Here is a 23,240-nt window from a genome sequence, read left to right as displayed (position 1 = left end):
GCCGAGCTGGCAGGCACACTGGCTACGATCGGCGTGGCTAGTCGGCGAGCGTTGAGGGTACGGAGGAATTTCGTGAGATCGGCCCGCAGGATCGGGGCGCCGGACGCGAAGAACCGCGGTCTGCTGCTCGATGCGGCCGAGCAACTGATGATCGAAGAGGGCTACGCCGCCGTGACGTCGCGTCGGCTCGCGAACAAGGCTGGGCTGAAACCCCAGTTGGTGCACTACTACTTCCGCACCATGGAGGAGCTGTTCGTGGCGGTCGTGCGCCGCCGCGCCGAGGAAGGTCTTCAGGTGCAGGCGAAACTGCTGCAATCTCCGCAGCCGTTGTGGGCGATCTGGCGGTACGGCACCGATCCGGGGTTCACCCGGATCTCGATGGAGTTCATGGCGCTGGCCAACCACCGCAAGGAGATGCGAGCCGAACTCGCCCACTACGCCGAGCGTATCCGCGAGGAGGAGCGGAAGGCGGTGGCGGCCGCACTGGAGCGCTACGGAGTTGACCGTGAGGACATGCCGCCGGTGGTGTGTGCGGTGCTGATGAGCAGCTTGTCGCGGATGCTGGTGCTCGAGCAGTCGGTGGGCATGTCCGCCGGGCACGCCGAAACCCGCGAGCTGGTGGAAAGTTATCTGCGCCGCCTCGAGGGCGAGCCGCAGCCGATTGAGGGCATCCCGCAGTCCTGGGCTGTTCACCAGTGCCGGATCGAACAGAGCACGCCCTTGGGGCCGTCTTTCGAGACGACGACGACCCCATCCACCGACAGTTCACAATGAAGCCCCGGCGTGCCCGGTTCCGTGCCCGTGCTCGCCGTGACCATCGCCCACACCTCGGGCTTTGCCAGGTCCAATTCAAAGCTCCACGCTTTGTCAGGGCCGACGTCGAAGTTGACGTGCGGTGCGTACTGATAGGGGTTGTGGCTGTAGTCGGCGAAGGTCGGCGGCTCTTTGTCGATGTAGTAAATGTCGGCGTAAATAGGGTCTTTAGCGGTAACGGTGTACTTGACGTGATGCATCGCCGGGTCATCGGCGTGGGCCCGTCCGGTGCCTACTAGTACGCCCGCTCCCCCTACCAAGACAGCGACCAGGGCAGTGGTTAACATCGCCGAGCCCGCGCTCAACAACCTGTACGTCATGTCGTTCCTCCGGCTTCCGGGCGCGGCCGGGCGGTGCGGTTCATCACTCGCTCTGCGGCCTGCCAGTGTGCGTCGGCAACCCACAATCGTGCAAAGGATGCTATCGCCTCGTCGGGCGAAACTCCGCTGATTACACGCTTAATTTCCGTCGCCGGGTGGCGGGCCAGCGACCTCGCCACCGAGCGCCATCCCTCATCGAACGATGCGCGGGGCAACACCAGGTCCAACAGGCCGATCCGCTCGGCCTCGGCGGCATCGAGGGTGGTTCCACTGCCCGCCAGCAGCAGTGCCCTGCCCTTTCCGACAATCGCGGCGAGACGTTCGGCACCGCCCCAGGCGGGCATGATTTCCAGCGTCACTTGATTGAAGGCGATCTTGATGTCGTCGGCGGCCACCCGAATGTCGGCGGCGACAGCTACTTCGGCGCCGCCGCCAAAAGCGTGGCCGTTCATCGCGGCGATCACCGGCGCTGGGAAGCCGGCCAGCTGATCGCATATCGACCGCATCCGTTTGGCCATCGCCGAGGCGTCTTCTACGGTCCGCAGCGCGGCCAGCTCCTTGAGGTCGCCGCCCGATACAAAAGCCCGATCGCCGGCGCCGGTGATGACCAGTGCTTGAGCGCCGGCGGCGGCATCGAGGGCCTCTTCTAGCTGCTGCATGGTGTCCAACGCGATCGCATTGCGCGCGTGGGGTCGATCGATGGTGAGCACAGCCAGTCCCGGAACAAGAGAGTCGAATTCCAGGTCCACCATGCGTCGTTGCTCCTTGGGCCCAAGCCGTCCGGTATTGGCATTCTCCAATTCGGAGAATAGCATCATCGTCGCAGGCCGAAGTGCGTCCTGGATGAGGATGGGGGTGGATCAATGGGCCACCGAACCACCCACCTAACCACCCACTTGACCACCGCAGTCGGTGCAGTGTTCGTGGCCGCCCTCGTCGGGGCCTGCGACGCGCAACCGCCGACCGAGCTCTCCAGCACGGCATCGGTCACTGTCGACGGAAAGAACACAAACGTCGCGGTCGTGAAGTGCAGTCAGGTGCAGTGGTATCGGAAGATTCACATCGGCGGCGATTTCGCCGGGGCCACCGTTTTCGTGGATGGGCGCGGAGCCAAGCCGTTGGCCGAGTCCGTGCGCATCCAGAACATGAGTGGCTTTACCGGCATGTACTCGCAAGGTGGCCAGGGTGATGCCAACACGAGCGTGAGCGGCAAATCTTTCACGATCACCGGTACGGCCCACGGCTACAAATTCGACAAACCGAATGATCCCGTTACTGCGAGCTTCAAGATCACCGTCTCGTGCTAGCTGCTGCGAGTCTTCGTGGGCAGGGGGCACGTTGCGGTCAGGCAACTAAGAGAATAGTATTCTCGTAAATCAAGAAGGAGGGTTCCATGGGCCAGTTGTCGCACCGGGAAGACGTCCCGTTTCCGATCTTTGACGCGGACAACCATCTTTACGAGCCGCCCGAGGCCCTGACCAAGTTCCTGCCCAAGGCGTACAAGGACTACGTCCAGTACGTGCAGATCAATGGGCGCACCAAGATTGCGATCCGCGGCCACATCAGCAATTACATTCCCAACCCGACCTTCGAGGTCGTCGCCCGGCCGGGCGCCTGGGAGGAGTACTTCAAGTACGGCAACCCGGACGGCAAGAGCAAGCGCGAGCTGTTCGGCGAGCCGATGCGGGCGATCCCGGCGTTCTTCGAGCCCGGTCCGCGCCTGGAGAAGATGAACGAGCTGGGTCTGGACCGCACCCTGATGTTCCCGACGCTGGCCAGCCTGCTCGAGGAGCGGTTGCGCGACGACCCCGTCGCCATCCACGTTCTGGTCCACGCGCTGAACGAGTGGCTCGACGAGGTCTGGGGCTTCAACTACCAGAATCGGATCTTCACCACCCCGGTCATCACGCTGCCGATCGTCGAGAAGGCGATCGAGGAGTTGGAATGGGCCGTCAAGCGCGGCGCCCGCGCCATCCTGATCCGCCCGGCGCCGGTCCCGGGCTTCCGCGGTCCCCGGTCGTTCGCGGTGCCCGAATTCGACCCGTTCTGGGAGCGCGTCGTCGAGTACGACGTGCTGGTCGGCATGCATTCCAGCGACAGCGGTTACTCCCGGTACACCTCCGAGTGGGACGGCGCCGAGCAAGAAATGCTGCCGTTCCAGACCAACGCGATGGGCATCCTCAACGAATGGCGGCCGATTCAGGATGCGGTGGGTTCGTGGGTGATCCACGGCGCGCTCTACCGCCACCCGAAGCTGAAGGTCGCCATCGTCGAGGCCGGCTCGAAGTGGATGACCCCGCTGCTGGACGGCCTGGCCGAGGTCTACCGGAAGGCGCCGGAAGTTTTCCCGAGCGACCCCGTCGAGATGGTCAAGAACCGGATCCACGTGAGCCCGTTCTTCGAAGACGGCATCGACGATCTGATCAACCTCGTTGGTGTGGACCAAGTGCTGTACGGCTCGGACTGGCCACACCCGGAAGGGCTGGCGGAGCCGACGTACTACGTCAACGCGCTGTCGCACCTGCCGGTCGACGACCAAGCGAAGATCATGGGCGGGAACCTGTCTCGGCTCGTCACGGTTTGACGCCCTGAACGGGCAAGCCTGGCAGACCATCCCCGAGATGGTCCTGAGCTCGGCCGACCGCTTCGGCGATGCCGAGGCGGTCGTGGACGGGACCTTGCGGCTGAGCTTCGTTCAGGTGGTTGATCGGATTCGTTGTGCCGCAGGGGCATTCGCGTCCATCGGTATCGAGAAGGGCGACCGGGCCGCCATCTGGGCGCCCAACTCGGCCGAGTGGATCATCGCGGCATTCGGATTGCTGACGGTCGGCGGCGTGCTGGTGCCGGTCAACACGCGGTTCAAACCCGACGAGGCGGGCGACATCATCGTCCGCAGCGGGGCGAAGGTCGTCCTGGTCCAGAAGGACTTTCTGGGTCTCGACTACGCCTCGGGTTCAGCCGTTCCCGCCGGAATTCCGGTCATCGACCTCAAATCCGACTTTCTGGCCAGCGGTTCACCGTTGCAGCGGCAGGTGAGCGGCACCGACATTTCGGACATCATCTTCACCTCGGGCACCACGGGACGGCCCAAGGGCGCGATGCTCAATCACCGCCAGACGCTGCGCATGTACGACGAGTGGGCGACGCTGGCGGATCTGCGCGAGGGCGACCGCTACCTGATGATCAACCCGTACTTCCACACCTTCGGGTTGAAGGCGGGACTCGTCGCATCCTTCCTCCGCGGCGCCACGATGCTGCCGGTCCCCGTTTTCGACCTCGACACCGTGGTGGATCTCATTGCGCGCGAGCGCATCACGATGCTGCCCGGCCCGCCGACGCTGTATCACTCGTTGCTGACCGTGTCCGACAAGTCCAAGCTTTCGACATTGCGTGCGGCCGTGACGGGCGCGGCCGACATCCCCGTCGAGCTCGTCCGTCGGATCCATACGGAACTGCCGTTCCAGACGTTGATGACGGGTTACGGGCTCACCGAAGCCGGCAATGTCACGTTGTCGCGGCCCGGCGACTCGTTCACGGATGTAGCGACCACCGCGGGTCTACCCTGCGAAGATGTTGAGGTGCGCATCGCTGACGACGGGGAAGTGCTGGTCCGCGGGTACAGTGTCATGCAAGGCTATCTCGATGATCCCGTTGCCACCGCGGAGGCGATCGATGACGACGGATGGTTGCACACCGGGGACCTCGGCAGTCTGGACGCGAACGGCCGCTTGCGAATCAATGGACGCAAGAAGGACATGTTCATCGTAGGGGGGTTCAACGCCTATCCGGCCGAGATCGAGGGCTTCCTGCTGGAGCACCCCGCCGTTGCGCAGGTCGCTGTGATCGGGGTTCCCGACGAGCGCCTCGGCCAAGTGGGGAAGGCCTTCGTCGTTCCGAAAGCCGAAGTCTCCGAAGATGATTTGATCACGTGGTGCCGCAACCGGATGGCGGGGTATAAGGCGCCACGATCCATCGAGTTCCTCGACGCGCTGCCACTGAACGCCACCGGCAAGGTGATGAAGGACCAACTCCGGTGACCGACGGCGACATTCACTCGATGGTGATCGCATCCGATTACCGGATCCCCGATCCGACCCGAGTGTGGCCGGTACTGCAACGAAACCAGTCCGCCCTTTCCGATATCGGCGCCCATCACGTTCTGGTCTATACGTCAACGCGTGACTACGGCCGCGTCCTGGTGATGATCGGGGTGCACAGCCGCGAGCCGATCGTGGAACTGCTTAGGTCGCGCATCTTCTTCGACTGGTTCGACGCGGTCGGCGTCGACGACATCCCCGCCGTTTTCGCGGGCGAGATCGTCGACCGGTTTGTGGCCGTGCCGCCCGCCGCCCAGTCGGTGCCGAGGGTTCCCGGTGTGGTGGTGGCCGCGATCGCTTCGGTGGACGATGTGTCGACGCTCAGTGCGGAGGTCAACCTTGCGATGGACCGGTTCACCGCCGCGGGTATCCGAAAGACCTGGGTGTTTCAGGCCTTTGACGACCCGCGCGAGGTCCTGATCCTGCAGGAGTTTCCCGACGAGGAGCGAGCCAGGGAGTGGATCGACCATCCCGATGCCGCGGCTCAATGGATGATCGGAGCGGGATTCGGCGCTTACCCACCGCTGTTCGTCGGGCGACTCACCGACATGATGCGTATCGACACGGAGTAAGCGGCGCGCCCGAGTTGCGTGCTCGAGTGTGTGCCCTGCGGCCCTGAATTTTTGGGTGCGGGGCAATATCCCACACGTTCGGCGCAGAGCGTCGAGCGTCGGATGTTGACCCAGCGACGGCCTCAGTGGGGGACCTTGGGGGCCAGGTTCCCGACCAATTGGCCTAGCAGCGGCGGGATCTCGAGCCTCGGCAATACCACCTCGACGAAGACCATCCGGTCGCGATGCGTGGCCGCGGCGGTGAGCGCGTCGTCGAGTTCACCGTAGTTCTGCACCCGAAACGCCAGATGCTCCGCCACCCCGAGGGCGCGGGGCACCTCGGTCCACTTCCACGCCACAATGTCGTTGTACGGGGCCGTCTCACCGTGAATTGCCCGCTCGACGGTGTATCCGTCGTTGTTCACCACCACGATGACCGGCGACAAACCCTCGCGGGAGAACGTGCCGAGTTCCTGGATTGTCAACTGGGCGGCGCCATCTCCGATCAGCAAGACCGTCCGGCGTTCAGGATGCGCGACTGCCGCCCCGACAGCGGCGGGGAGCGTGTAACCGATTGAGCCCCAAAGGGGTTGGCCAATGAACGTGACGCCATGCGGCAGGCGGTGGTCCGCCATTCCGTAGAACGAGGTGCCCTGATCGGCCAGCACGACATTGCCCGGGGTCAGGGCTGAGCAGAGTCGGTCCCACAGCATCTCCTGTGTCACCGGCTGGTCCCGTGACGGTGTCGGCGGCGGAGGTGCGGCCGGCGGTGGGGTCACAGGCGGCGACGTTATGCCCCGCTCGGTCAGGATCGAGGCCAGGGCATGCAGCGCGGCGCCCATTTCCAACGGCGCGAAGACTTCACCCGCGACGCTGCTCTGGTACTGATCGACATCGATGGTCCTGGCCGGGTCGATGCGCTGACTGAAGAAGCCGCTGACCATGTCGGTGAACACCACGCCGGCCGTCACCAACACCGGTGCCTGCTCGATGGCCTCGCGAACCCAAGGGGCGCTGGCCGCCCCGGCGTAGATGCCCAGGAAGTTCGGCGAACTCTCGTCGAGCAGGCTCTTGCCCCACATCAGCGTGGCGTGGGGTACCACGTCGGCGACCAGCAGCGCCTCGAGCTCAGCGACGGCCTGCAGGCGGTGCACCAACAGGTCGGCGAGCACGGTCAGTCGGTGGTCGCCGATGAGCTTCTGCGCTGCCTCGGTGAACATCGCCAGGGCGCGCGGACTGGTGCCGCCGGTGTAGCGGGGCAGCGGAGCTGCCGGCGGCTCGGTGGGGAAGCGCGCCACGTCCGTCGACAACAGCAGATACCCAGGCCGCTTCTGTTCCCGCACCTCGGACAGTACCCGGTCGATTTCCCGGCAGGCGGTTGCCGGCATGAGATTCGCTTGCGCACAGGTGATTTCGCGGCTGATGCGAAGGAAGCGTTCGAAGTCGCCGTCGCCGAGGGAATGATGCAGCGCACGACGGGCACCCTGAGCGTCTTTGGACGGCCCGCCGACAATGTGCACGACTGGCACGTGCTCGGCATAGCTGCCCGCCACCGCGTTCGTCGCCGACAGCTCGCCTACCCCGAAAGTCGTTACCACAGCCGACATTCCGCGTAGCCGACCGTAGCCGTCTGCGGCGTACCCGGCGTTCAGCTCGTTGGCGCTGCCCACCCATCGGATGCTCGGATGGGCCACGATGTGGTCCAGAAACGCCAGGTTGTAGTCACCGGGCACGCCGAAGATCTCAGTGACGCCGAGTTCGGCCAGCCGGTCGAGGAGGTAGTCGCCGACGGTGTAAACGGAGTTGGTCGCTGGATCAGTCACGATCATGACGGTACGCCGAAAGAGGTGCTTTCCGGCCGGACGCCCGTTCGATATCGTGCGGGCCATGGCAATCAAAGAATCCCGCGAAATACTCATCGAAGCCACGCCCGAGGAGATTCTGGACGTCATCGCAGAGTTCGAAGCGATGCCCGAATGGTCGGGACCGCACGAAAGCGCAGAAGTTCTGGAGACCGGCGAAGACGGCCGGCCCAGCAAGGTCAAGATGCGGGTGAAGACGGCGGGCATTACCGATGAGCAAGTTGTGGCCTACACGTGGGATGACAACGTGGTGAGCTGGTCGCTGGTCAGCTCCGGCCAGCAGAAATCGCAGGACGGCAGTTACACCCTGATTCCCAAGGGTGACAACACCTTGGTCAAGTTCCAGGTGACCGTGGACCCGAATGTGCCGCTGCCGGGCTTCGTGCTCAAGCGTGCCGTCAAGGGGACCATGGACGCCGCCACGCAGGAACTGCGCTCGCGGGTGTTGAAAGTGAAGAAGGGCAAGTAGCGCCGGTGAGTGACGGGGGGCCCCTGGCCGGGGTGAAGGTCATCGAACTCGGCGGGATCGGTCCCGGTCCCCATGCCGGGATGGTGCTTGCCGATCTGGGGGCCGACGTGGTGCGGGTGCGTCGGCCCGGTGGTCTGCAGATGCCGTCCGAGGATCGCGATCTACTGCACCGCGGGAAGCGGATCGTCGACCTGGACGTCAAGACGCAACCGGAGCTGTTGCTCGAGCTGGCCGCGAAGGCCGACGTGCTGCTGGACTGCTTCCGTCCCGGTACCTGCGAGCGACTCGGCATCGGTCCCGAGGACTGCGCCGCGGTCAATCCGCGATTGATCTTCGCGCGGATCACCGGGTGGGGGCAGGAAGGGCCGTTGGCGTCGACCGCGGGTCACGACATCAACTACCTGTCGGCCACCGGCGCGTTGTCGGCCCTCGGGTACGCCGACCGTCCGCCGATGCCGCCGCTGAACCTCGTCGCGGACTTCGGCGGCGGCTCGATGCTGGTGCTGCTGGGCATCGTGACCGCGCTGTACGAACGAGAACGCTCCGGTGAGGGGCAGGTGGTGGACGCCGCGATGGTTGACGGTGTCAGCGTGCTGGCCCAGATGATGTGGACCATGAAGTCGATCGGCAGCCTGCGCGACCGGCGAGAATCCTTCCTGCTCGACGGCGGGGCCCCGTTCTACCGGTGCTACGAGACTTCAGACGGCAAGTACGTGGCCGTCGGCGCCATCGAGCCGCAATTTTTTGCGGCGTTGCTCGAGGGGTTGGGCTTGTCGGCCGCCGAGGTGCCCAATCAGCTCGACGTCGCCGCGTATCCACGGATGCGCGAGCTATTCGCAGAGCGCTTCGCCAGCCGCACCCGTGATGAGTGGACCGAGGTCTTCGGGGGCACGGATGCCTGCGTCACCCCGGTGCTCAACTGGAGTGAGGCTGCCAGTGACGCGCACCTGACCGCGCGCTCGACGGTGATCACCGCCCACGGCGTCGAGCAGGCTGCGCCAGCCCCGCGTTTCTCCCGAACCCCGTCCGGACCGGTCGGTGCGCCGCCGCGTTCGACCACCCCGCTCTCAGAAATCGGGTGGTAACGGAGTATTTGCGTCAAACGCGGTCCGCAAACCTGACAGCGTTGTAGTTTGACAGCAATGGCTGTCCAAGCTTCGCGGGAAATCGTGATCGACGCGCCGCCGGAGAAGATCATGGCGGCGCTGCGAGACGTGGACATCTTGCCGCAGCTGTCTCCGCTGCATAAGCACGTAGAAGTCATCGATTCCTATCCCGATGGGATGCCCCATCATGTGAAGGCCACCGTCAAGCTCATGGGGATCGTCGACAGGGAGATCCTGGAATACCACTGGGGCCCGGACTGGGTGGTCTGGGACGCCAAAGAGACGTTTCAGCAACACGGCCAGCACATCGAATACACCGTCAAGCCGGAGGGCGTCGACAAGTCGCGAGTGCGGTTTGACATCACCGTCGAACCGTCCGGGTTGATCCCGAGTTTCGTGGTGAAGCGGGCGACTAGGGCGGTGTTGGAGTCCGCGACTGAAGGGCTGCGCAAGTGGTTCGACGGTGACCACAACGTAGCCGAATCCGAATAGCCTTGATCTGACCGGCAGCGCACGTTTGTTCCCGCTCTGAGCGGGAAGTCGAAGGCTATGTCACCGATTTGCGATACCTGCGCCGGTGTGACGGCGGTCGGATCGGTTTAGGTCTCCCATGGAAACCCCGACCATGTCCGATTCACCCGGTCAGCAGGACAAGAGGACGTTCGGCTCGGCGGCGCGCTTCGGCGTCGCGGTCGTTGGTGTTGCGCTGCTGGTCCTGGCGTTGACTCTCGCGTGGGTGAGCGGCTGCAAGTCCGGATCAGGTCCGGACTCCCTCGCGAACTGCGAAACGTTGCAGCGTCAATCCTTTGCCCTCGGCGCGCCGCTGATCCTGTTCGCCGGCGGCGTCGTCGCGTTCATTCGCACTTACCAGGTTTGGCGGAGTGGAGAACGCTGGTGGGGCTGGCAAGGCGTCGGTTGGTTTCTGCTCGTGCTGATGCTGATCGCGCTGACCATGACCGCACCGTTGGCGCTGCTCTAGAGGCTGGTTCGGCGCGATCGCGACGAGCATTTCAGTTACGTAGTCCTTACGCCGTTGCGTTGCTAACTTGGTAGGCAATGGCCATACAAGCATCACGCGAGATCGTCATCGAGGCGCCGCCCGAGGCAATCCTGGACGCGCTTGCCGACATGGATGCGGTGCCGTCGTGGTCGTCGGTGCACAAGCGATGCAAGGTCATTGACACCCACCCGAATGGTCGGCCGCATCACGTCAAGGTGACCATCAAGGTCACCGGAATAACCGACACCGAATTGCTCGAATACCACTGGGGTCCGGACTGGGTGGTCTGGGACGCGGCCAAGACCGCCCAGCAGTACGGCCAGCACGGCGAGTACAACCTGGTCCGCGAGGGTGACAACAAGACGCGGGTGCGGTTCACGATCACGGTCGAACCGGTGGCGCCGTTGCCGGCGTTCTGGGCCAGCAAGGCCCGCAAGAAGATTCTTTACGCCGCGACCGAAGGGCTGCGCAAACGAGTTATGGAGATGGCTGAGCCCGGAGCACGGCCAGCCGTCTGATCGCCTCGTCGAGGGTGTCGTCGCGCTTGCAAAAGGTGAAGCGCACCAAGTGATTCCACAGGTCGTTGTGGGGCGCCGCCGGATCGCAGAACGCCGACATCGGGATGGCCGCCACCCCGGCCTTTTCCGGTAGTTCGGCGCAGAACTTGGTGCTGTCGTCGTAGCCCAGCGGTCGCGGGTCAGCGCACAGGAAGTAGGTGCCGTAGGAGTCGTGGACCGCGAAGCCGATCTCGCTGAGTCCGGTTTTGAGCCGGTCGCGCCTGGTCTGCAGCGAGTTGCGTAGTTCGGCCACCCACGCATCCTGGGTGTTCAGGGCCAGGGCCACCGCGGGTTGGAAGGGGGCACCGCCCACGTAACTCAGATACTGCTTCGCTGCGCGTACGCCCTTGATGAGTTCCGCTGGGCCGCAAGCCCACCCGATCTTCCAGCCGGTGCAATTGAACATCTTGGCCGCACTCGAGATGGTGACCGTGCGCTCGGCCATGCCGTCGAAGGTGGCCAAGGGTAGATGCTCGTGGCCGTCATAAACCAGGTGCTCGTAGACCTCATCGGTGATGACCAGCAGGTCCGCGGCTGTCGCGATCTCGGCGATCGCCGCTGACTCTTCCCTGGTGAGCACTGCTCCGGTCGGATTGTGGGGCGAGTTCACGATAAGTGTCTTGGTCCGCGGCGTCAGCGCACCTTTGAGTGCGTCGACGTCCAACGCGAAGCCGCGACCGTCGGCTACCAAGGGCACGGCTTTGCGGTGCGCCCCGGCCATCGCCACCACGGGGGAGTAGGAGTCGTAGAACGGCTCGATCAGAAGCACTTCCGAGTCGGGTTCGACGAGGCCGAGCACCGCGGCCGCGATGGCCTCCGTTGCGCCGACCGTCACCAGAATTTCGGTATCGGGGTCGTACTCGATGCCGAAGTGCCGTTGTCGTTGGGCGGCGATCGCCTCGCGCAGCGGTTGTATGCCCAGCCCAGGTGGGTATTGGTTGACGCCGTCGGCGATGGCGGCCTGGGCGGTTTTCAACATTTTCGGTGGGCCGTCCTCGTCGGGAAAGCCTTGTCCCAGGTTCACCGCGCCGATCCGCGCGGCCAAGGCCGACATTTCGGCAAAAATCGTGGTCGCGTAGGGGCGCAGTCGCGACACGGTCATGGTGGACGAGCTTAAGGCCACCGAGTACGCCTGCTCGACCCGTCGAGCGTCACGCCAGCGTGGCGTTGGGCGGCGATTGCCACGCCAACGTGACGCTCGGCGGGCGGTGTGGTGGGCGGGTTGCCCCTGCTAAGCGCCCAACCAACAGGTTGGCCGGGGCCCCTGTTACTGTGCAGTTACTGGACCTAGTCTCTAAGACAGATCCGAACCCCCCTTTTGGAACAGGAATCGACATGTCCGAAGAAGCCTTTGTTTATGAGGCAATCCGTACACCACGTGGCAAGCAACGAAACGGCTCGCTGCACGAAGTAAAGCCAATAGACCTGGTCGTCGGTCTGATCGACGAACTGCGCAAGCGTAACCCCGACCTCGACGAGAACCTGATCAGCGACGTCATCCTGGGCTGCGTATCGCCCGTCGGTGACCAGGGCGGAGACATCGCCCGCGCTGCCGTGCTGAAGTCGGGCATGCCCGTCACCTCGGGCGGCGTACAGCTCAACCGCTTCTGCGCCTCCGGTCTGGAAGCCGTCAACATGGCCGCGCAGAAGGTGCGGTCGGGCTGGGACGACCTGGTGCTGGCCGGCGGTGTGGAGTCGATGAGCCGCGTACCGATGGGTTCCGACGGTGGCGCCATGGGCCTGGACCCCGCCACCAACTACGACGTCATGTTCGTCCCGCAGGGGATCGGCGCTGACCTGATCGCCACCATCGAGGGCTTCTCCCGCGACGACGTCGACAACTACGCGCTGCGCAGCCAGCAGAAGGCCGCCGAGGCATGGTCGGGCGGCTACTTCGCCAAGTCCGTGGTGCCGGTCCGCGACCAGAACGGCCTGCTGGTCCTCGACCACGACGAGCACATGCGCCCGGACACCACCAAGGAAGGCCTGGGCAAGCTGAAGCCGGCCTTCGAGGCTTTGGCGGCGATGGGCGGCTTCGACGACGTCGCGCTGCAGAAGTACCACTACGTCGAGAAGATCAATCACGTCCACACCGGCGGTAACTCCTCCGGGATCGTCGACGGCGCGGCGCTGGTCATGATCGGCTCGGAGAAGGCGGGACAGGCCATCAACGCCACCCCGCGGGCGCGCATCGTCGCCACCGCGACCAGCGGCGCCGACCCGGTGATCATGCTGACCGGGCCTACCCCGGCCACCAAGAAGGTGCTCGACCGCGCCGGTCTGACGGTCGACGACATCGACCTGTTCGAGCTGAACGAGGCGTTCGCGTCGGTGGTGCTGAAGTTCCAGAAGGACCTCAACATCCCGGACGAGAAGCTCAACGTGAACGGCGGCGCGATCGCGATGGGTCACCCGCTGGGTGCCACCGGCGCCATGATCCTGGGCACGATGGTCGACGAGCTGGAGCGGCGTAACGCCCGGCGCGCGTTGGTCACGCTCTGTATTGGTGGCGGCATGGGTGTCGCAACGATCATTGAGAGGGTTTAAGTAGATGGCCGACAACACAATTCAGTGGGACAAGGATGCCGACGGCATCGTCACGCTGACCCTGGACGACCCGTCGGGCTCGGCCAACGTCATGAACGAGGCCTATGTCGAGTCCATGGGTAAGACCGTGGATCGTCTTGTGGCCGAGAAGGACTCGATCACGGGCGTGGTCATCACCAGCGCGAAGAAGACCTTCTTCGCCGGTGGCGACGTCAAGAGCATGATCCAGATCGGTCCCGAAAATGCCGGTGAGGCTTTCGATCTGGTCGAAACCATCAAGAAGCAACTGCGCACCCTGGAAACCTTGGGCAAGCCGGTGGTGGCCGCGCTCAACGGCGCCGCACTGGGCGGCGGCCTGGAAATCGCGCTGGCCTGCCACCACCGCATCGCTGCTGACGTGAAGGGCTCGCAGTTCGGGTTCCCCGAGGCGACGCTGGGGCTGCTGCCCGGTGCCGGTGGCGTCACCCGCACGGTGCGAATGCTGGGCATTCAGAACGCTTTTGTGAACGTGCTGTCGCAGGGCACCCGGTTCAAGCCGGCCAAGGCCAAGGAACTCGGTCTGATCGACGAGCTGGTGCCGACCGTCGAGGAACTGGTGCCCGCCGCCAAGGCGTGGATCAAGGCGAACCCGGACGCGCACGAGCAGCCGTGGGACAAGAAGGGTTACAAGATGCCCGGCGGCACGCCGTCGTCGCCGGCCCTGGCGTCCATCCTGCCGTCGTTCCCTGCGCTGTTGCGCAAGCAACTCAAGGGTGCGCCGATGCCAGCTCCGAAGGCCATCCTGGCCGCGGCGGTCGAGGGTGCGCAGGTCGACTTCGACACCGCCAGCCGCATCGAGAGCCGCTACTTCACCAACCTGGTCACCGGCCAGGTCGCGAAGAACATGATCCAGGCGTTCTTCTTCGACCTGCAGACCATCAACAACGGGGGATCGCGGCCGGACGGCATCGAGCCGGTCAAGATCAACAAGATTGGTGTGCTCGGCGCCGGCATGATGGGCGCGGGCATCGCGTACGTCTCGGCCAAGGCGGGCTACGACGTGGTGCTCAAGGACGTCTCGCTCGAAGCGGCGCAGAAGGGTAAGGGCTACTCCGAGAAGCTCGAGGCCAAGGCGCTGGAGCGGGGCCGCACCACCAAGGAGAAGAGCGACGCCCTGCTGGCCCGCATTCATCCGACCGCAGACCCTGCCGATCTCAAGGGCGTGGACTTCGTCATCGAGGCTGTCTTCGAGAACCAGGAACTCAAGCACAAGGTGTTCCAGGAGATCGAGGACATCGTCGAGCCCAACGCGGTGCTGGGATCCAACACCTCGACGCTGCCGATCACCGGTCTGGCGACCGGCGTCAAGCGGCAGGAGGACTTCATCGGGATTCACTTCTTCTCGCCGGTCGACAAGATGCCGCTGGTGGAAATCATCAAGGGCGAGAAGACGTCTGACGAGGCCCTGGCCCGCGTGTTCGACTACACGCTGGCCATCGGCAAGACCCCGATCGTGGTCAACGACAGCCGCGGGTTCTTCACCTCTCGCGTGATCGGCACCTTCGTCAACGAGGCGCTGGCGATGCTGGGCGAGGGTGTCGAGCCGGCCAGCATCGAGCAGGCCGGTTCGCAGGCCGGGTACCCGGCGCCGCCGCTGCAGCTGTCCGACGAACTCAACCTGGAGCTGATGCACAAGATCGCCGTCGCCACCCGCAAGGGTGTCGAGGAGGCCGGTGGCACCTACGAGCCGCACCCGGCCGAGGCCGTCGTCGAGAAGATGATCGAGCTCGGCCGGTCGGGTCGGTTGAAGGGCGCCGGGTTCTACGAGTACGCCGACGGCAAGCGGTCCGGGTTGTGGCCGGGCCTGCGGGAGACGTTCAAGTCGGGCTCGTCCGAGCCGCCGCTGCAGGACATGATCGACCGCATGCTGTTCGCCGAGGCCCTGGAGACGCAAAAGTGCCTCGACGAGGGTGTGCTGACGTCGACGGCGGACGCCAACATCGGCTCGATCATGGGCATCGGCTTCCCGCCGTGGACCGGTGGTAGCGCCCAGTTCATCCAGGGTTACGAAGGCCCGCTCGGCCGCGGTAAGGAGGCCTTCCTGGCCCGTGCCCGTGAGCTGGCGGAAAAGTACGGCGACAGGTTCCTGCCGCCGGCCTCGCTGACGTAACTTTTACCGCTGACCAGACGCAAACTCGTACGAACGCATGGCGTTTCGTACGAGTTTGCGTCTTTTCGCGCTTAGGAGCCGCCGTCAGCGCACGACCAAGCCCGCGTAGTCCTTGTATTGCATGGCGTCGAAGGCGCGGGCTCCTGATGTGTTGGCATTGGCGATCGCCCGGGCCAGGCGGGTGGGCAGCGCCGAGTACAACTGGGCGCCGCGCGTCAGCGCCCACACACCAGCCTTCGAGCGGGGTACCAGGCGCTTGGCCGCGATGCAGGCCACTGCTCGGCTGCGGCGCACCGGATCGGCCAGTTGCCGTTCGTATTCGGCAAACGCCCGAGCGTGGTCGCCGCGGGCTTGCGCCAGTTCACCGGCCAGGACATAGGCGCCGAACACCGACAGGCTGGTGCTACCCCCGACGGCGGGGCCGGGGCAGTAGCCGGCGTCACCGACCAGGGTGACTCGTCCTCGCGACCAGGTGTCCAGTTGTAGCTGGGTGATCGAGTCGAAGTAGAACGCCGGCGTGCGGTCGAGCTCTTCGAGCCAGCGGTCCATCTGCGGGTGGATGCCGTTGCTCAACTCGCGCAGTATTTCCTTCTGCCGCAAGGTGTCTCGGTAGTGGCATTGCAGTTCTTCGTCCCGCCGGAACAGGCACACCACGCGCGCATCGTCCAGCGGCTTCGCGGTATAGATCAGGGTGAGGCAGCCGGCACGGACATGGGATATGGATTCCCCTTCGCGCGCAAGCTCTTTCGGAACCGAAAACACGGCCAGGTAGCCACCGAGGAATTGAGTGCGCTCGGCGCGTTCGCCGAAGGTCAACCGCCGCACGTTGGAATGCAACCCGTCGGCGCCGACCACGACGTCGAATGCGCGAGGTGTGGCGCGCTCGAAAGTCACCTCGCCGTCGGGGGAGATGGCGGTGATCGAGTCACCGAACAGGTACTCGGCGTCGCCTCGGCTGACCTCGTAGTACACCTCGCTGAGATCATCGCGCATGATCTCCACGTGCCGGTCGGATGCTGCCGCCACCAGTTTGCCGACGTCGATCTGAGCAGCCCGGCGGACGCCATGGCGATGGATGGTCAACCGGGTCGTGCCGGTGGCCAGCGCCTCGATCTGGGGTAGCACGCCCATCTTGTCCGAGATCTCCATCGCCGGCCGAAACAGGTCGACGGCGTGGCCACCGGTCTTGCGTAGTTGCGGCGCGCGTTCGACGACGGTCACGTCATGGCCGTACCTGGCGAGCCAATAAGCCAGCACCGGGCCAGAGATGCTCGCCCCGGATATCAGAACGCGCATGACGACCTCACTAATCGCGGTCGGCTGCTCAGGCGCTTCGCGCCCGCGGCCTCCCTAGGTACCTAATGAGGTTAGTCGCAGGGGACTGGCTACCGGCTGACGATCATTGCGCCGGTTCTTTGTCGGCCGCTGCATCGGCGAACTCGCAAAACGCGTCGAAGGCGCGTGCGCCGTAAATGGTGGCAGGCCCACCATGCATGAGAATGCTGACCCCGATGGCCTCGGCCGCCTCCTGCCGGGAGGCGCCGGCGCGAACGGCGGCCTGCGCGTGGGACGCGATGCAGCCGTCGCATCCGGCCACAACCCCAATAGCGAGTGCGATGAGTTCCTTGAACTTCTTATCCAACGCTCCCGAGGCGAATGCGCCATTGCTCATCTCGGCGAACCCGCGGTACACATCGGGGATCATTTTGCGCAGGGCCCGATGCTTCGGGTTGAGGTCGTTGAGGACGTCTTGGTAGTGGCTGTGTTCGCTCATGACCTATACAATACATATACCCCCCTAGGTATTCCTAGTACTGTCCATATACCCCGGGGGGTAGAGTGTCGGCAAGGGTTTAGGAGTGTGACGATGCGGTGGCCAACGAAGCCTGGGCGGTCTAAACACGCAGGAGTGCAATCGATTACCGGGCAGAGAACACGGATAGGGAAGTGACGATGACCACGGGACTGAGTGTCAAGCTGAACACTTCGTTCGAGGACGCGGTAGAGCGGACCACGAAGGCACTGGCGGATCAGGGATTTGGCGTGCTGACCACGATCGACGTCAAGGCCACCCTGAAGCAAAAGCTCGACGAGGACATGGAGAACTACTTGATTCTCGGTGCCTGCAATCCGGTCTTAGCGCACCGCGCCCTAGGGGTGGACCGTCAGATAGGCCAGTTGTTGCCCTGCAACGTTGTCGTGCGCACTGACCCTGACAGCTCGGGCGACGTGGTGCTCGTGGAAGCGATGGACCCGCAGCTCATGGTCCGGGTCGCAGGTGAGTCGGAAGGGTTGCAAGAGGTGGCCGATCAAGCCGCTGCCAAGCTGCAGGCGGCGATCAGCGCGGTCGGCCAAACAGGCAGCGGTTAAACCGCGTTCATGCCCGTGACCGGGTGAGTGCCCGGTGTACTGGCCGACCAATCGGCGGGTTAGGCAAGCGCGAGGAAGAGCTTTTCCAACTCCGCCTCGGTCATTGGTTCGGCTCCTTTTGCGCGTTTCCCCGTGGCGCATTCCCGCAGGCCGGTGGCGACGATCTTGAATCCGGCGCGGTCGAGGGCGCGGGAGACCGCGGCAAGTTGTGTGACGACGTCCTTGCAGTCGCGGCCCTGTTCGATCATCGCGATCACGCCGGCGAGTTGGCCTTGCGCGCGGCGAAGTCTATTCAATACCGCGGCGATGCTGTCTTCGTCACCAACCATGTTGTCTCCCTTCGACAATATAAAGCACAGTATATCCCCCCGGGGGTATTTTCGCCGGATACGCGTAGCGCTCGACCGGCTGAACACGAGCGCCTCGCGCGCCGAATGGGGAAGAGGTTGTCCTTTGGCTCTCGCGGGCCGTGTCGCCGCACTGGCGGCCATCTGCCGCGAGGGTGCGTAAATGTACGTCGCACGCGGCGTGTCCCTGTACAAACACGCGCGCTCGCGGGTACCGCTAGAGTCCGAGGGTATGCGCTTCGGTCTCTTCATTCCGCAAGGCTGGCGGATGGATCTTGTCGGCATCGAACCCGAAAATCACTGGGCGGTGATGCGCGACCTGGCTGCCTACGCCGACGACGGCGCGTGGGACTCACTGTGGGTCTACGACCACTTCCACACGGTGCCGTTCCCCAGCGACCAAGCCACGCACGAGGCGTGGTCGCTGATGTCGGCGTACGCCGCGACCACGTCGCGAATCAAACTCGGACAGATGTGCACCGCGATGAGCTATCGCAATCCCGTCTACTTGGCCAAGGTCGCGGCGACCGCCGACATCATTTCCGGTGGCCGAGTTCAGATGGGCATTGGCGGCGGCTGGTACGAACACGAGTGGCGCGCTTACGGTTACGGATTTCCCTCCGCGGGTGTGCGGCTGGGGCGGCTGGACGAAGGCGTGCAGATCATGCGGGACGCCTGGCGAGACGGCAAGGTCAGCTTCGACGGTAAGCACTACCAAGTCGATGGTGCGATCGTCGCGCCAAAGCCGTTGCAGGAGAATGGTCTTCCGCTGTGGATCGCCGGCGGTGGGGAGAAGGTGACCCTGCGCATCGCGGCAAAGTATGCGCAGTACACCAACTTCACGCCGGAGCCCGAGGCCTTCGCCCACAAGTCGGAGGTGCTGGCCGGGCACTGTCGCGACGTGGGCACCGACTTCGATGCGATCGTGCGCTCGGCCAACTTCACCGCGGTGGTCGGATCGTCGGAAGCCGAGGTCAAGGACCGGCTGCAGCGGGTGCGCGATCGACTGGCGGGTTACGTTCCCGACGCAGCGGCGGACGCGATGACCACCGGTCTCCCGGATGCGACGACCGGCACACCGGAACAGGTGGCCGAGCGGCTCGCGAAGGTGCGCGACTTGGGGTGTGAGTACGCGATCCTGTACTTCCCGGAGGCCGCCTACGACCGCTCCGGCATCGAGCTGTTCGAACGCGAGGTAATTCCCGCGCTCGGCTAGATGTCGCTGGTGACGTACCTGGTCTTGGCTGGCGGCGCAGCCAGCAACGGAGGAAGCTGAGTCACCTTTCCTTCGCCGGCACGGAAGGCGCGGTAGGCCTCGTCGTGCTCGACGGTGTCCCAGACTTCGTAAATGATCCAGTGGGCTTCGTCGTCCTCATCGATGAGCACGTCCGTCTGGAGGTTCCCTTCAAATGCCCGGGTGACCTCCAGCGTCCGACCCATCAGCTCGCGGGCGGCGGACACCTCCTCGGGCTTGAACTTGAGTTCGAGTAGAACCGTGACCGGCATGTCGTTCTCGTCTCTGTCGCGAATTTCCGTGCTTCTTCGCCGAGGGACGTTACCTCTTGCCCGGCTTCGTGCGACGGGTGAGAATGTGATTTCCAGATTTCCGGAATGCTGTTGTACGGTTTGAGGTGCACTGTTCTCCTGTCGGATCGCGGAGGATCTGTCTATGCAGAAGGCGCTTGCCCCGGAAATCTCAACCTGGCCTGAGGAGAACCCGCAGCTGATTGGCAGCCGATGCGGCGCCTGCGGTGCCACCACGTTCCCGGTACAGCAACGCTGTCCGCGGTGCAGCATCGGTGAAATGACCGAGGTGCTGCTGCCCCGCCGCGGCACCGTCGTCGCCTGGACCACGCAGGGATTCCCGCCCGGGGCCCCGTACGCCGGGCCGACCGGCAAGGATTTCGTGCCCTTCGGGGTGGGCCTGGTTCAGCTGGGCTTCGGCGACGACGCGGTGATTCGCGTCGAGGGCCGGTTGACCGAAAACGACCCGGCCAAACTGCAGTTCGGGCAGGAGGTCGAGCTCACCATGGTGCCGTTGACCACGGACGAGGAGGGCAACGAGATCCTCACGTACGCGTTTCAGCCGGTCTGAGAGGAAGTCTGCGGATGACTAGTGACGTTGCCATCATCGGTGTTGGTCTGCACCCGTTCGGCCGGTTTGAGAAGACCGCCATGGAAATGGGTGCGGAGGCCATCCAAGCCGCGCTGGCCGATGCCGGAGTCGAGTGGAAGGACATCCAATTCGGCTTCGGCGGCAGTTACGAGGTATCCAACCCGGACGCGGTGACGCGCCTGGTGGGTCTGACGGGCATCACGTTCACCAACGTGTTCAACGCTTGCGCCACCGCGGCCAGCGCCATTCAGCAGACCGCCGACACGATTCGGCTGGGCAAGTACGACCTCGGCATCGCGATCGGTTTGGACAAGCACCCGCGCGGTGCCTTCACCGACGACCCGGCCAAGCTGGCGCTACCCCAGTGGTACGCGCAGAACGGGCAGTTTGTCACCACCAAGTTCTTCGGGATGAAGGCCAACAAGTACATCCACGACCACCACATCTCCCAGGCGACCCTGGCCAAGGTGGCCGCCAAGAACTACCGCAACGGTGCGCTGAACCCGAATGCGTTCCGTCGCAAAGCGATTCCAGAGGAAGACATCCTCAACTCGACGGTGCTCAACTATCCGTTGACCCAGTACATGTTCTGTGCGCCCGACGAAGGCGCCGCTGCTGTCGTCATGTGCCGCGCGGATCTGGCGCACAAGTACACCGACAAGCCGGTATACGTGCGCGCCACTGAGATTCGCACCCGTCGGTACGGCGCATACGAAGTGCATGCGACGTCGGCCCCGCTGGACGAGGACTCATCGCCGACGGTGTATGCCGCCAAGGCGGCCTACGAGGCCGCGGGCATTGGCCCCGACGACGTCGACATCGCGCAGCTGCAGGACACCGATGCCGGCGCCGAGGTGATCCACATGGCCGAGACGGGGTTATGCGCCGATGGGGAGCAGGAGAAGCTGATCGCCGACGGGGCCACCGAGATCGGTGGTCAGTTGCCGATCAACACCGACGGCGGGTTGATCGCCAACGGCGAACCGATCGGTGCGTCCGGGCTGCGACAGGTGCACGAGCTGGTGCGGCAATTGCGCGGCGAGGCGGGGGAGCGCCAGGTGCCCGGCAACCCGCGCGTCGGCCTTGCGCAGGTCTACGGCGCGCCCGGTACCGCGTCGGCCACGATTCTGTCGCTGTAGGTTCCGGAGCGAGCAGACGCAAAGTTGTACTGAAAAGCCAGTTTTCGTACGACTTTGCGTCTGCTCGCGAGGGGTGGTGCCCCCTGCTCGCGAGAGTTAGATTGCCGGGCCCAGCAGGTCGTCGGCGTCGCGAATGATGTAGCCGTAGCCCTGCTCGGCCAGGAACCGCTGCCGGTGTGCGGCGTACTCGGCGTCCAGGCTGTCGCGGGCGACCACGGAGTAGAAGACCGCCCCCCCGCCGTCGGCCTTCGGCCGCAACAGCCGGCCCAGTCGCTGCGCCTCCTCCTGACGGGACCCGAAGGTGCCTGAAACCTGCACTGCGACAGATGCTTCGGGCAGGTCGATGGAGAAGTTGGCCACCTTGGACACCACCAGCGTGGAGATCTCCCCACGCCGGAAGGAGTCGAACAGCGCCTCGCGTTCCTTGGTCTTGGTCGATCCCTGAATGACGGGAGCGTTCAGTTCGGCGCCGAGTTCATCGAGTTGATCGAGGTAGGCGCCGATCACCAGCGTCTGCTCGCCGGGATGCTTCGCCAGGATCGATTTGACCACAGCGATTTTCGTGTGCACCGTCGAACAGAGCCGATAACGTTCCTCGGGTTCGGCGGTGGCGTAGATCATCCGCTCGTTGTCGGTCATGGTGACCCGCACTTCGATACATTCCGCGGGCGCGATCCACCCTTGCGCCTCGATGTCCTTCCAGGGCGCGTCGTAGCGTTTCGGGCCGATCAACGAAAACACGTCACCCTCACGGCCGTCCTCGCGGATCAACGTCGCCGTCAGTCCCAGTCGGCGCTTGGACTGCAAGTCGGCGGTCATCCGGAAAACCGGCGCCGGCAACAGGTGTACTTCGTCGTAGATGATGAGGCCCCAGTCTCGGCTGTCGAACAGCTCCAGGTGCCGGTACTCGCCCTTGGTCCGCCGGGTGACCATCTGATAGGTCGAAATGGTAACGGGGCGAATCTCTTTCCGCTCTCCCGAGTATTCGCCGATCTCCTCCTCGGTCAACGACGTCCGCGCGATGAGTTCGCGCTTCCACTGCCGGGCGGCAACGATATTGGTGACCAGGATCAGCGTCGTCGCACTGGCTTTGGCCATCGCCGCCGCGCCGACCAACGTCTTGCCGGCGCCACAGGGGAGGACGACCACACCTGAGCCACCGGCCCAGAAGGAGTCGGTGGCCATCTGCTGATAGTCACGCAGTTCCCACCCGTCCGGCTGCAGGCTGATCGGGTGCGCCTCGCCGTCGACGTATCCGGCGAGGTCCTCTGCGGGCCAACCGATCTTGAGCAACATCTGCTTGACGCGCCCGCGTTCGCTGGGATGCACGATCACGGTGTCGTCGTCGATGCGAGCGCCCAGCATCGGGACGATCTTCTTGTTGCGCAGCACTTCTTCGAGCACCGCGCGATCCAGGCTCACCAGCGTCAAGCCGTGGGCCGGATGCTTCACCAATTGCAGCCGGCCATACCGCGCCATCGTGTCGACGATGTCGACCAGCAGTGGCTGCGGCACCGCGTAGCGGGAAAAGCTGACCAGCGCGTCGACCACCTGCTCGGCGTCGTGGCCGGCGGCTCGCGCATTCCACAGCGCCAGCGGCGTGATGCGGTAGGTGTGCACGTGCTCGGGTGCGCGTTCCAATTCGGCGAACGGGGCGATGGCGGCGCGTGCAGCGCCGGCCAGCTCGTGATCCACTTCGAGCAGCACCGTCTTGTCGGACTGCACGATCAGGGGTCCGTCTGACACCTAGCGCCACTCCTTTTCATTGCTGCGCTGTGCAGCGTCGTCGGCAGGCAT

Annotated in this window: 25 protein-coding genes; 16 read left to right on the top strand and 9 right to left on the bottom strand. The window is 64.5% G+C overall.

Features of this window, described 5'->3' with window-relative positions; genetic code table 11:
• Positions 1–72 precede the first annotated feature (72 nt).
• A complete protein-coding gene (locus G6N68_RS23450; RefSeq protein WP_163718891.1) occupies positions 73–774 on the top strand; it encodes a TetR/AcrR family transcriptional regulator in 702 nt (233 codons plus the stop codon).
• Here the strand turns inward: G6N68_RS23450 and G6N68_RS23445 are convergent.
• On the bottom strand, positions 690–1,133 hold the full coding sequence (locus G6N68_RS23445) for an Rv2576c family protein (RefSeq protein ID WP_503826935.1): 444 nt from the start codon (positions 1,131–1,133) through the stop codon (positions 690–692). The genes G6N68_RS23450 and G6N68_RS23445 overlap by 85 nt on opposite strands.
• Positions 1,130–1,885 carry an enoyl-CoA hydratase/isomerase family protein gene (locus G6N68_RS23440; RefSeq protein ID WP_163718890.1) on the bottom strand — a complete coding sequence of 252 codons (756 nt, stop codon included), beginning with the start codon at positions 1,883–1,885 and terminating at the stop codon, positions 1,130–1,132. Before G6N68_RS23440 ends, G6N68_RS23445 begins: the two co-directional genes overlap by 4 nt.
• A 111-nt stretch (positions 1,886–1,996) precedes the next feature.
• On the opposite strand from G6N68_RS23440, the gene G6N68_RS23435 reads away from it, so the two are divergent.
• The 4 genes from G6N68_RS23435 to G6N68_RS23420 all read left to right on the top strand — a co-directional run bounded on the left by G6N68_RS23435 (position 1,997) and on the right by G6N68_RS23420 (position 5,802).
• Positions 1,997–2,440 carry a lipoprotein LpqH gene (locus G6N68_RS23435; RefSeq protein ID WP_163717462.1) on the top strand — a complete coding sequence of 148 codons (444 nt, stop codon included), beginning with the start codon at positions 1,997–1,999 and terminating at the stop codon, positions 2,438–2,440.
• 86 nt (positions 2,441–2,526) lie between these two features.
• Positions 2,527–3,717: an amidohydrolase family protein gene (locus G6N68_RS23430; protein ID WP_163717460.1), complete on the top strand. Its 1,191-nt coding sequence runs from the start codon at positions 2,527–2,529 to the stop codon at positions 3,715–3,717.
• 37 nt (positions 3,718–3,754) lie between these two features.
• Positions 3,755–5,170, top strand: coding sequence for a FadD3 family acyl-CoA ligase (locus G6N68_RS23425; protein WP_240355581.1), 1,416 nt, complete (start codon positions 3,755–3,757; stop codon positions 5,168–5,170).
• Positions 5,167–5,802, top strand: coding sequence for a fatty-acid--CoA ligase (locus G6N68_RS23420; RefSeq protein ID WP_163717459.1), 636 nt, complete (start codon positions 5,167–5,169; stop codon positions 5,800–5,802). Before G6N68_RS23425 ends, G6N68_RS23420 begins: the two co-directional genes overlap by 4 nt.
• Positions 5,803–5,924: 122 nt before the next feature.
• Here the strand turns inward: G6N68_RS23420 and G6N68_RS23415 are convergent, their stop codons facing one another.
• On the bottom strand, positions 5,925–7,610 hold the full coding sequence (locus tag G6N68_RS23415) for an alpha-keto acid decarboxylase family protein (protein ID WP_163717457.1): 1,686 nt from the start codon (positions 7,608–7,610) through the stop codon (positions 5,925–5,927).
• 58 nt (positions 7,611–7,668) lie between these two features.
• On the opposite strand from G6N68_RS23415, the gene G6N68_RS23410 reads away from it, so the two are divergent.
• The 5 genes from G6N68_RS23410 to G6N68_RS23390 all read left to right on the top strand — a co-directional run bounded on the left by G6N68_RS23410 (position 7,669) and on the right by G6N68_RS23390 (position 10,736).
• Positions 7,669–8,112, top strand: coding sequence for an SRPBCC family protein (locus G6N68_RS23410; RefSeq protein WP_163717455.1), 444 nt, complete (start codon positions 7,669–7,671; stop codon positions 8,110–8,112).
• 5 nt (positions 8,113–8,117) lie between these two features.
• Complete coding sequence (locus tag G6N68_RS23405; RefSeq protein ID WP_163717453.1) at positions 8,118–9,197, top strand: CaiB/BaiF CoA transferase family protein; 1,080 nt, start codon at positions 8,118–8,120, stop codon at positions 9,195–9,197.
• A gap of 57 nt (positions 9,198–9,254) precedes the next feature.
• On the top strand, positions 9,255–9,710 hold the full coding sequence (locus tag G6N68_RS23400; protein ID WP_163717451.1) for an SRPBCC family protein: 456 nt from the start codon (positions 9,255–9,257) through the stop codon (positions 9,708–9,710).
• 133 nt (positions 9,711–9,843) lie between these two features.
• Entirely contained in the window at positions 9,844–10,197 is a 354-nt protein-coding gene (locus tag G6N68_RS23395) for a hypothetical protein (protein ID WP_163717449.1), read from the top strand.
• Positions 10,198–10,274: 77 nt separating this feature from the next.
• Complete coding sequence (locus tag G6N68_RS23390; RefSeq protein WP_163717447.1) at positions 10,275–10,736, top strand: SRPBCC family protein; 462 nt, start codon at positions 10,275–10,277, stop codon at positions 10,734–10,736.
• Here the strand turns inward: G6N68_RS23390 and G6N68_RS23385 are convergent.
• Entirely contained in the window at positions 10,696–11,877 is a 1,182-nt protein-coding gene (locus G6N68_RS23385; protein ID WP_163717445.1) for a pyridoxal phosphate-dependent aminotransferase, read from the bottom strand. The two genes, G6N68_RS23390 and G6N68_RS23385, sit on opposite strands and share 41 nt — an antisense overlap.
• Positions 11,878–12,110: 233 nt before the next feature.
• On the opposite strand from G6N68_RS23385, the gene G6N68_RS23380 reads away from it, so the two are divergent.
• Together G6N68_RS23380 and G6N68_RS23375 are read left to right on the top strand one after the other, a co-directional pair.
• Entirely contained in the window at positions 12,111–13,322 is a 1,212-nt protein-coding gene (locus tag G6N68_RS23380) for an acetyl-CoA C-acetyltransferase (RefSeq protein ID WP_163717443.1), read from the top strand.
• Between the two features lie 4 nt (positions 13,323–13,326).
• Positions 13,327–15,471 (top strand): 3-hydroxyacyl-CoA dehydrogenase NAD-binding domain-containing protein, encoded by a 2,145-nt coding sequence (locus G6N68_RS23375; RefSeq protein ID WP_163717441.1) that lies wholly within the window; start codon positions 13,327–13,329, stop codon positions 15,469–15,471.
• A gap of 84 nt (positions 15,472–15,555) precedes the next feature.
• Here G6N68_RS23375 and G6N68_RS23370 read toward each other — a convergent pair whose 3' ends face one another.
• Both G6N68_RS23370 and G6N68_RS23365 read right to left on the bottom strand, forming a co-directional pair.
• Positions 15,556–16,767 carry an FAD-dependent monooxygenase gene (locus tag G6N68_RS23370; protein ID WP_163717439.1) on the bottom strand — a complete coding sequence of 404 codons (1,212 nt, stop codon included), beginning with the start codon at positions 16,765–16,767 and terminating at the stop codon, positions 15,556–15,558.
• Positions 16,768–16,870: 103 nt separating this feature from the next.
• Positions 16,871–17,245, bottom strand: a complete 375-nt coding sequence (locus tag G6N68_RS23365; RefSeq protein WP_163717438.1) for a carboxymuconolactone decarboxylase family protein — start codon at positions 17,243–17,245, stop codon at positions 16,871–16,873.
• Positions 17,246–17,424: 179 nt separating this feature from the next.
• On the opposite strand from G6N68_RS23365, the gene G6N68_RS23360 reads away from it, so the two are divergent.
• Positions 17,425–17,841 carry a DUF302 domain-containing protein gene (locus tag G6N68_RS23360; RefSeq protein WP_163717436.1) on the top strand — a complete coding sequence of 139 codons (417 nt, stop codon included), beginning with the start codon at positions 17,425–17,427 and terminating at the stop codon, positions 17,839–17,841.
• A gap of 59 nt (positions 17,842–17,900) precedes the next feature.
• Here G6N68_RS23360 and G6N68_RS23355 read toward each other — a convergent pair whose 3' ends face one another.
• Complete coding sequence (locus G6N68_RS23355; RefSeq protein ID WP_163717434.1) at positions 17,901–18,170, bottom strand: metal-sensitive transcriptional regulator; 270 nt, start codon at positions 18,168–18,170, stop codon at positions 17,901–17,903.
• 250 nt (positions 18,171–18,420) lie between these two features.
• Here G6N68_RS23355 and G6N68_RS23350 point away from each other — a divergent pair, with 250 nt between their 5' ends.
• Positions 18,421–19,404: an LLM class F420-dependent oxidoreductase gene (locus G6N68_RS23350; RefSeq protein WP_163717432.1), complete on the top strand. Its 984-nt coding sequence runs from the start codon at positions 18,421–18,423 to the stop codon at positions 19,402–19,404.
• On the opposite strand, the gene G6N68_RS23345 is transcribed toward G6N68_RS23350, so the two are convergent.
• Positions 19,401–19,694, bottom strand: coding sequence for a putative quinol monooxygenase (locus tag G6N68_RS23345; RefSeq protein WP_163717430.1), 294 nt, complete (start codon positions 19,692–19,694; stop codon positions 19,401–19,403). The two genes, G6N68_RS23350 and G6N68_RS23345, sit on opposite strands and share 4 nt — an antisense overlap.
• A 163-nt stretch (positions 19,695–19,857) precedes the next feature.
• On the opposite strand from G6N68_RS23345, the gene G6N68_RS23340 reads away from it, so the two are divergent.
• A complete protein-coding gene (locus G6N68_RS23340; protein ID WP_163717427.1) occupies positions 19,858–20,283 on the top strand; it encodes a Zn-ribbon domain-containing OB-fold protein in 426 nt (141 codons plus the stop codon).
• 14 nt (positions 20,284–20,297) lie between these two features.
• Positions 20,298–21,443 (top strand): thiolase family protein, encoded by a 1,146-nt coding sequence (locus G6N68_RS23335; protein ID WP_163717425.1) that lies wholly within the window; start codon positions 20,298–20,300, stop codon positions 21,441–21,443.
• A gap of 96 nt (positions 21,444–21,539) precedes the next feature.
• Here G6N68_RS23335 and G6N68_RS23330 read toward each other — a convergent pair whose 3' ends face one another.
• A complete protein-coding gene (locus tag G6N68_RS23330) occupies positions 21,540–23,189 on the bottom strand; it encodes a DNA repair helicase XPB (RefSeq protein ID WP_163717422.1) in 1,650 nt (549 codons plus the stop codon).
• Positions 23,190–23,240 lie beyond the last annotated feature (51 nt).

This window comes from Mycobacterium bourgelatii (genome assembly GCF_010723575.1).
Taxonomy (GTDB): domain Bacteria; phylum Actinomycetota; class Actinomycetes; order Mycobacteriales; family Mycobacteriaceae; genus Mycobacterium; species Mycobacterium bourgelatii.
Note: the sequence above shows the minus strand (reverse complement) of the source record. Positions and strands in the feature narration are given on the sequence as shown.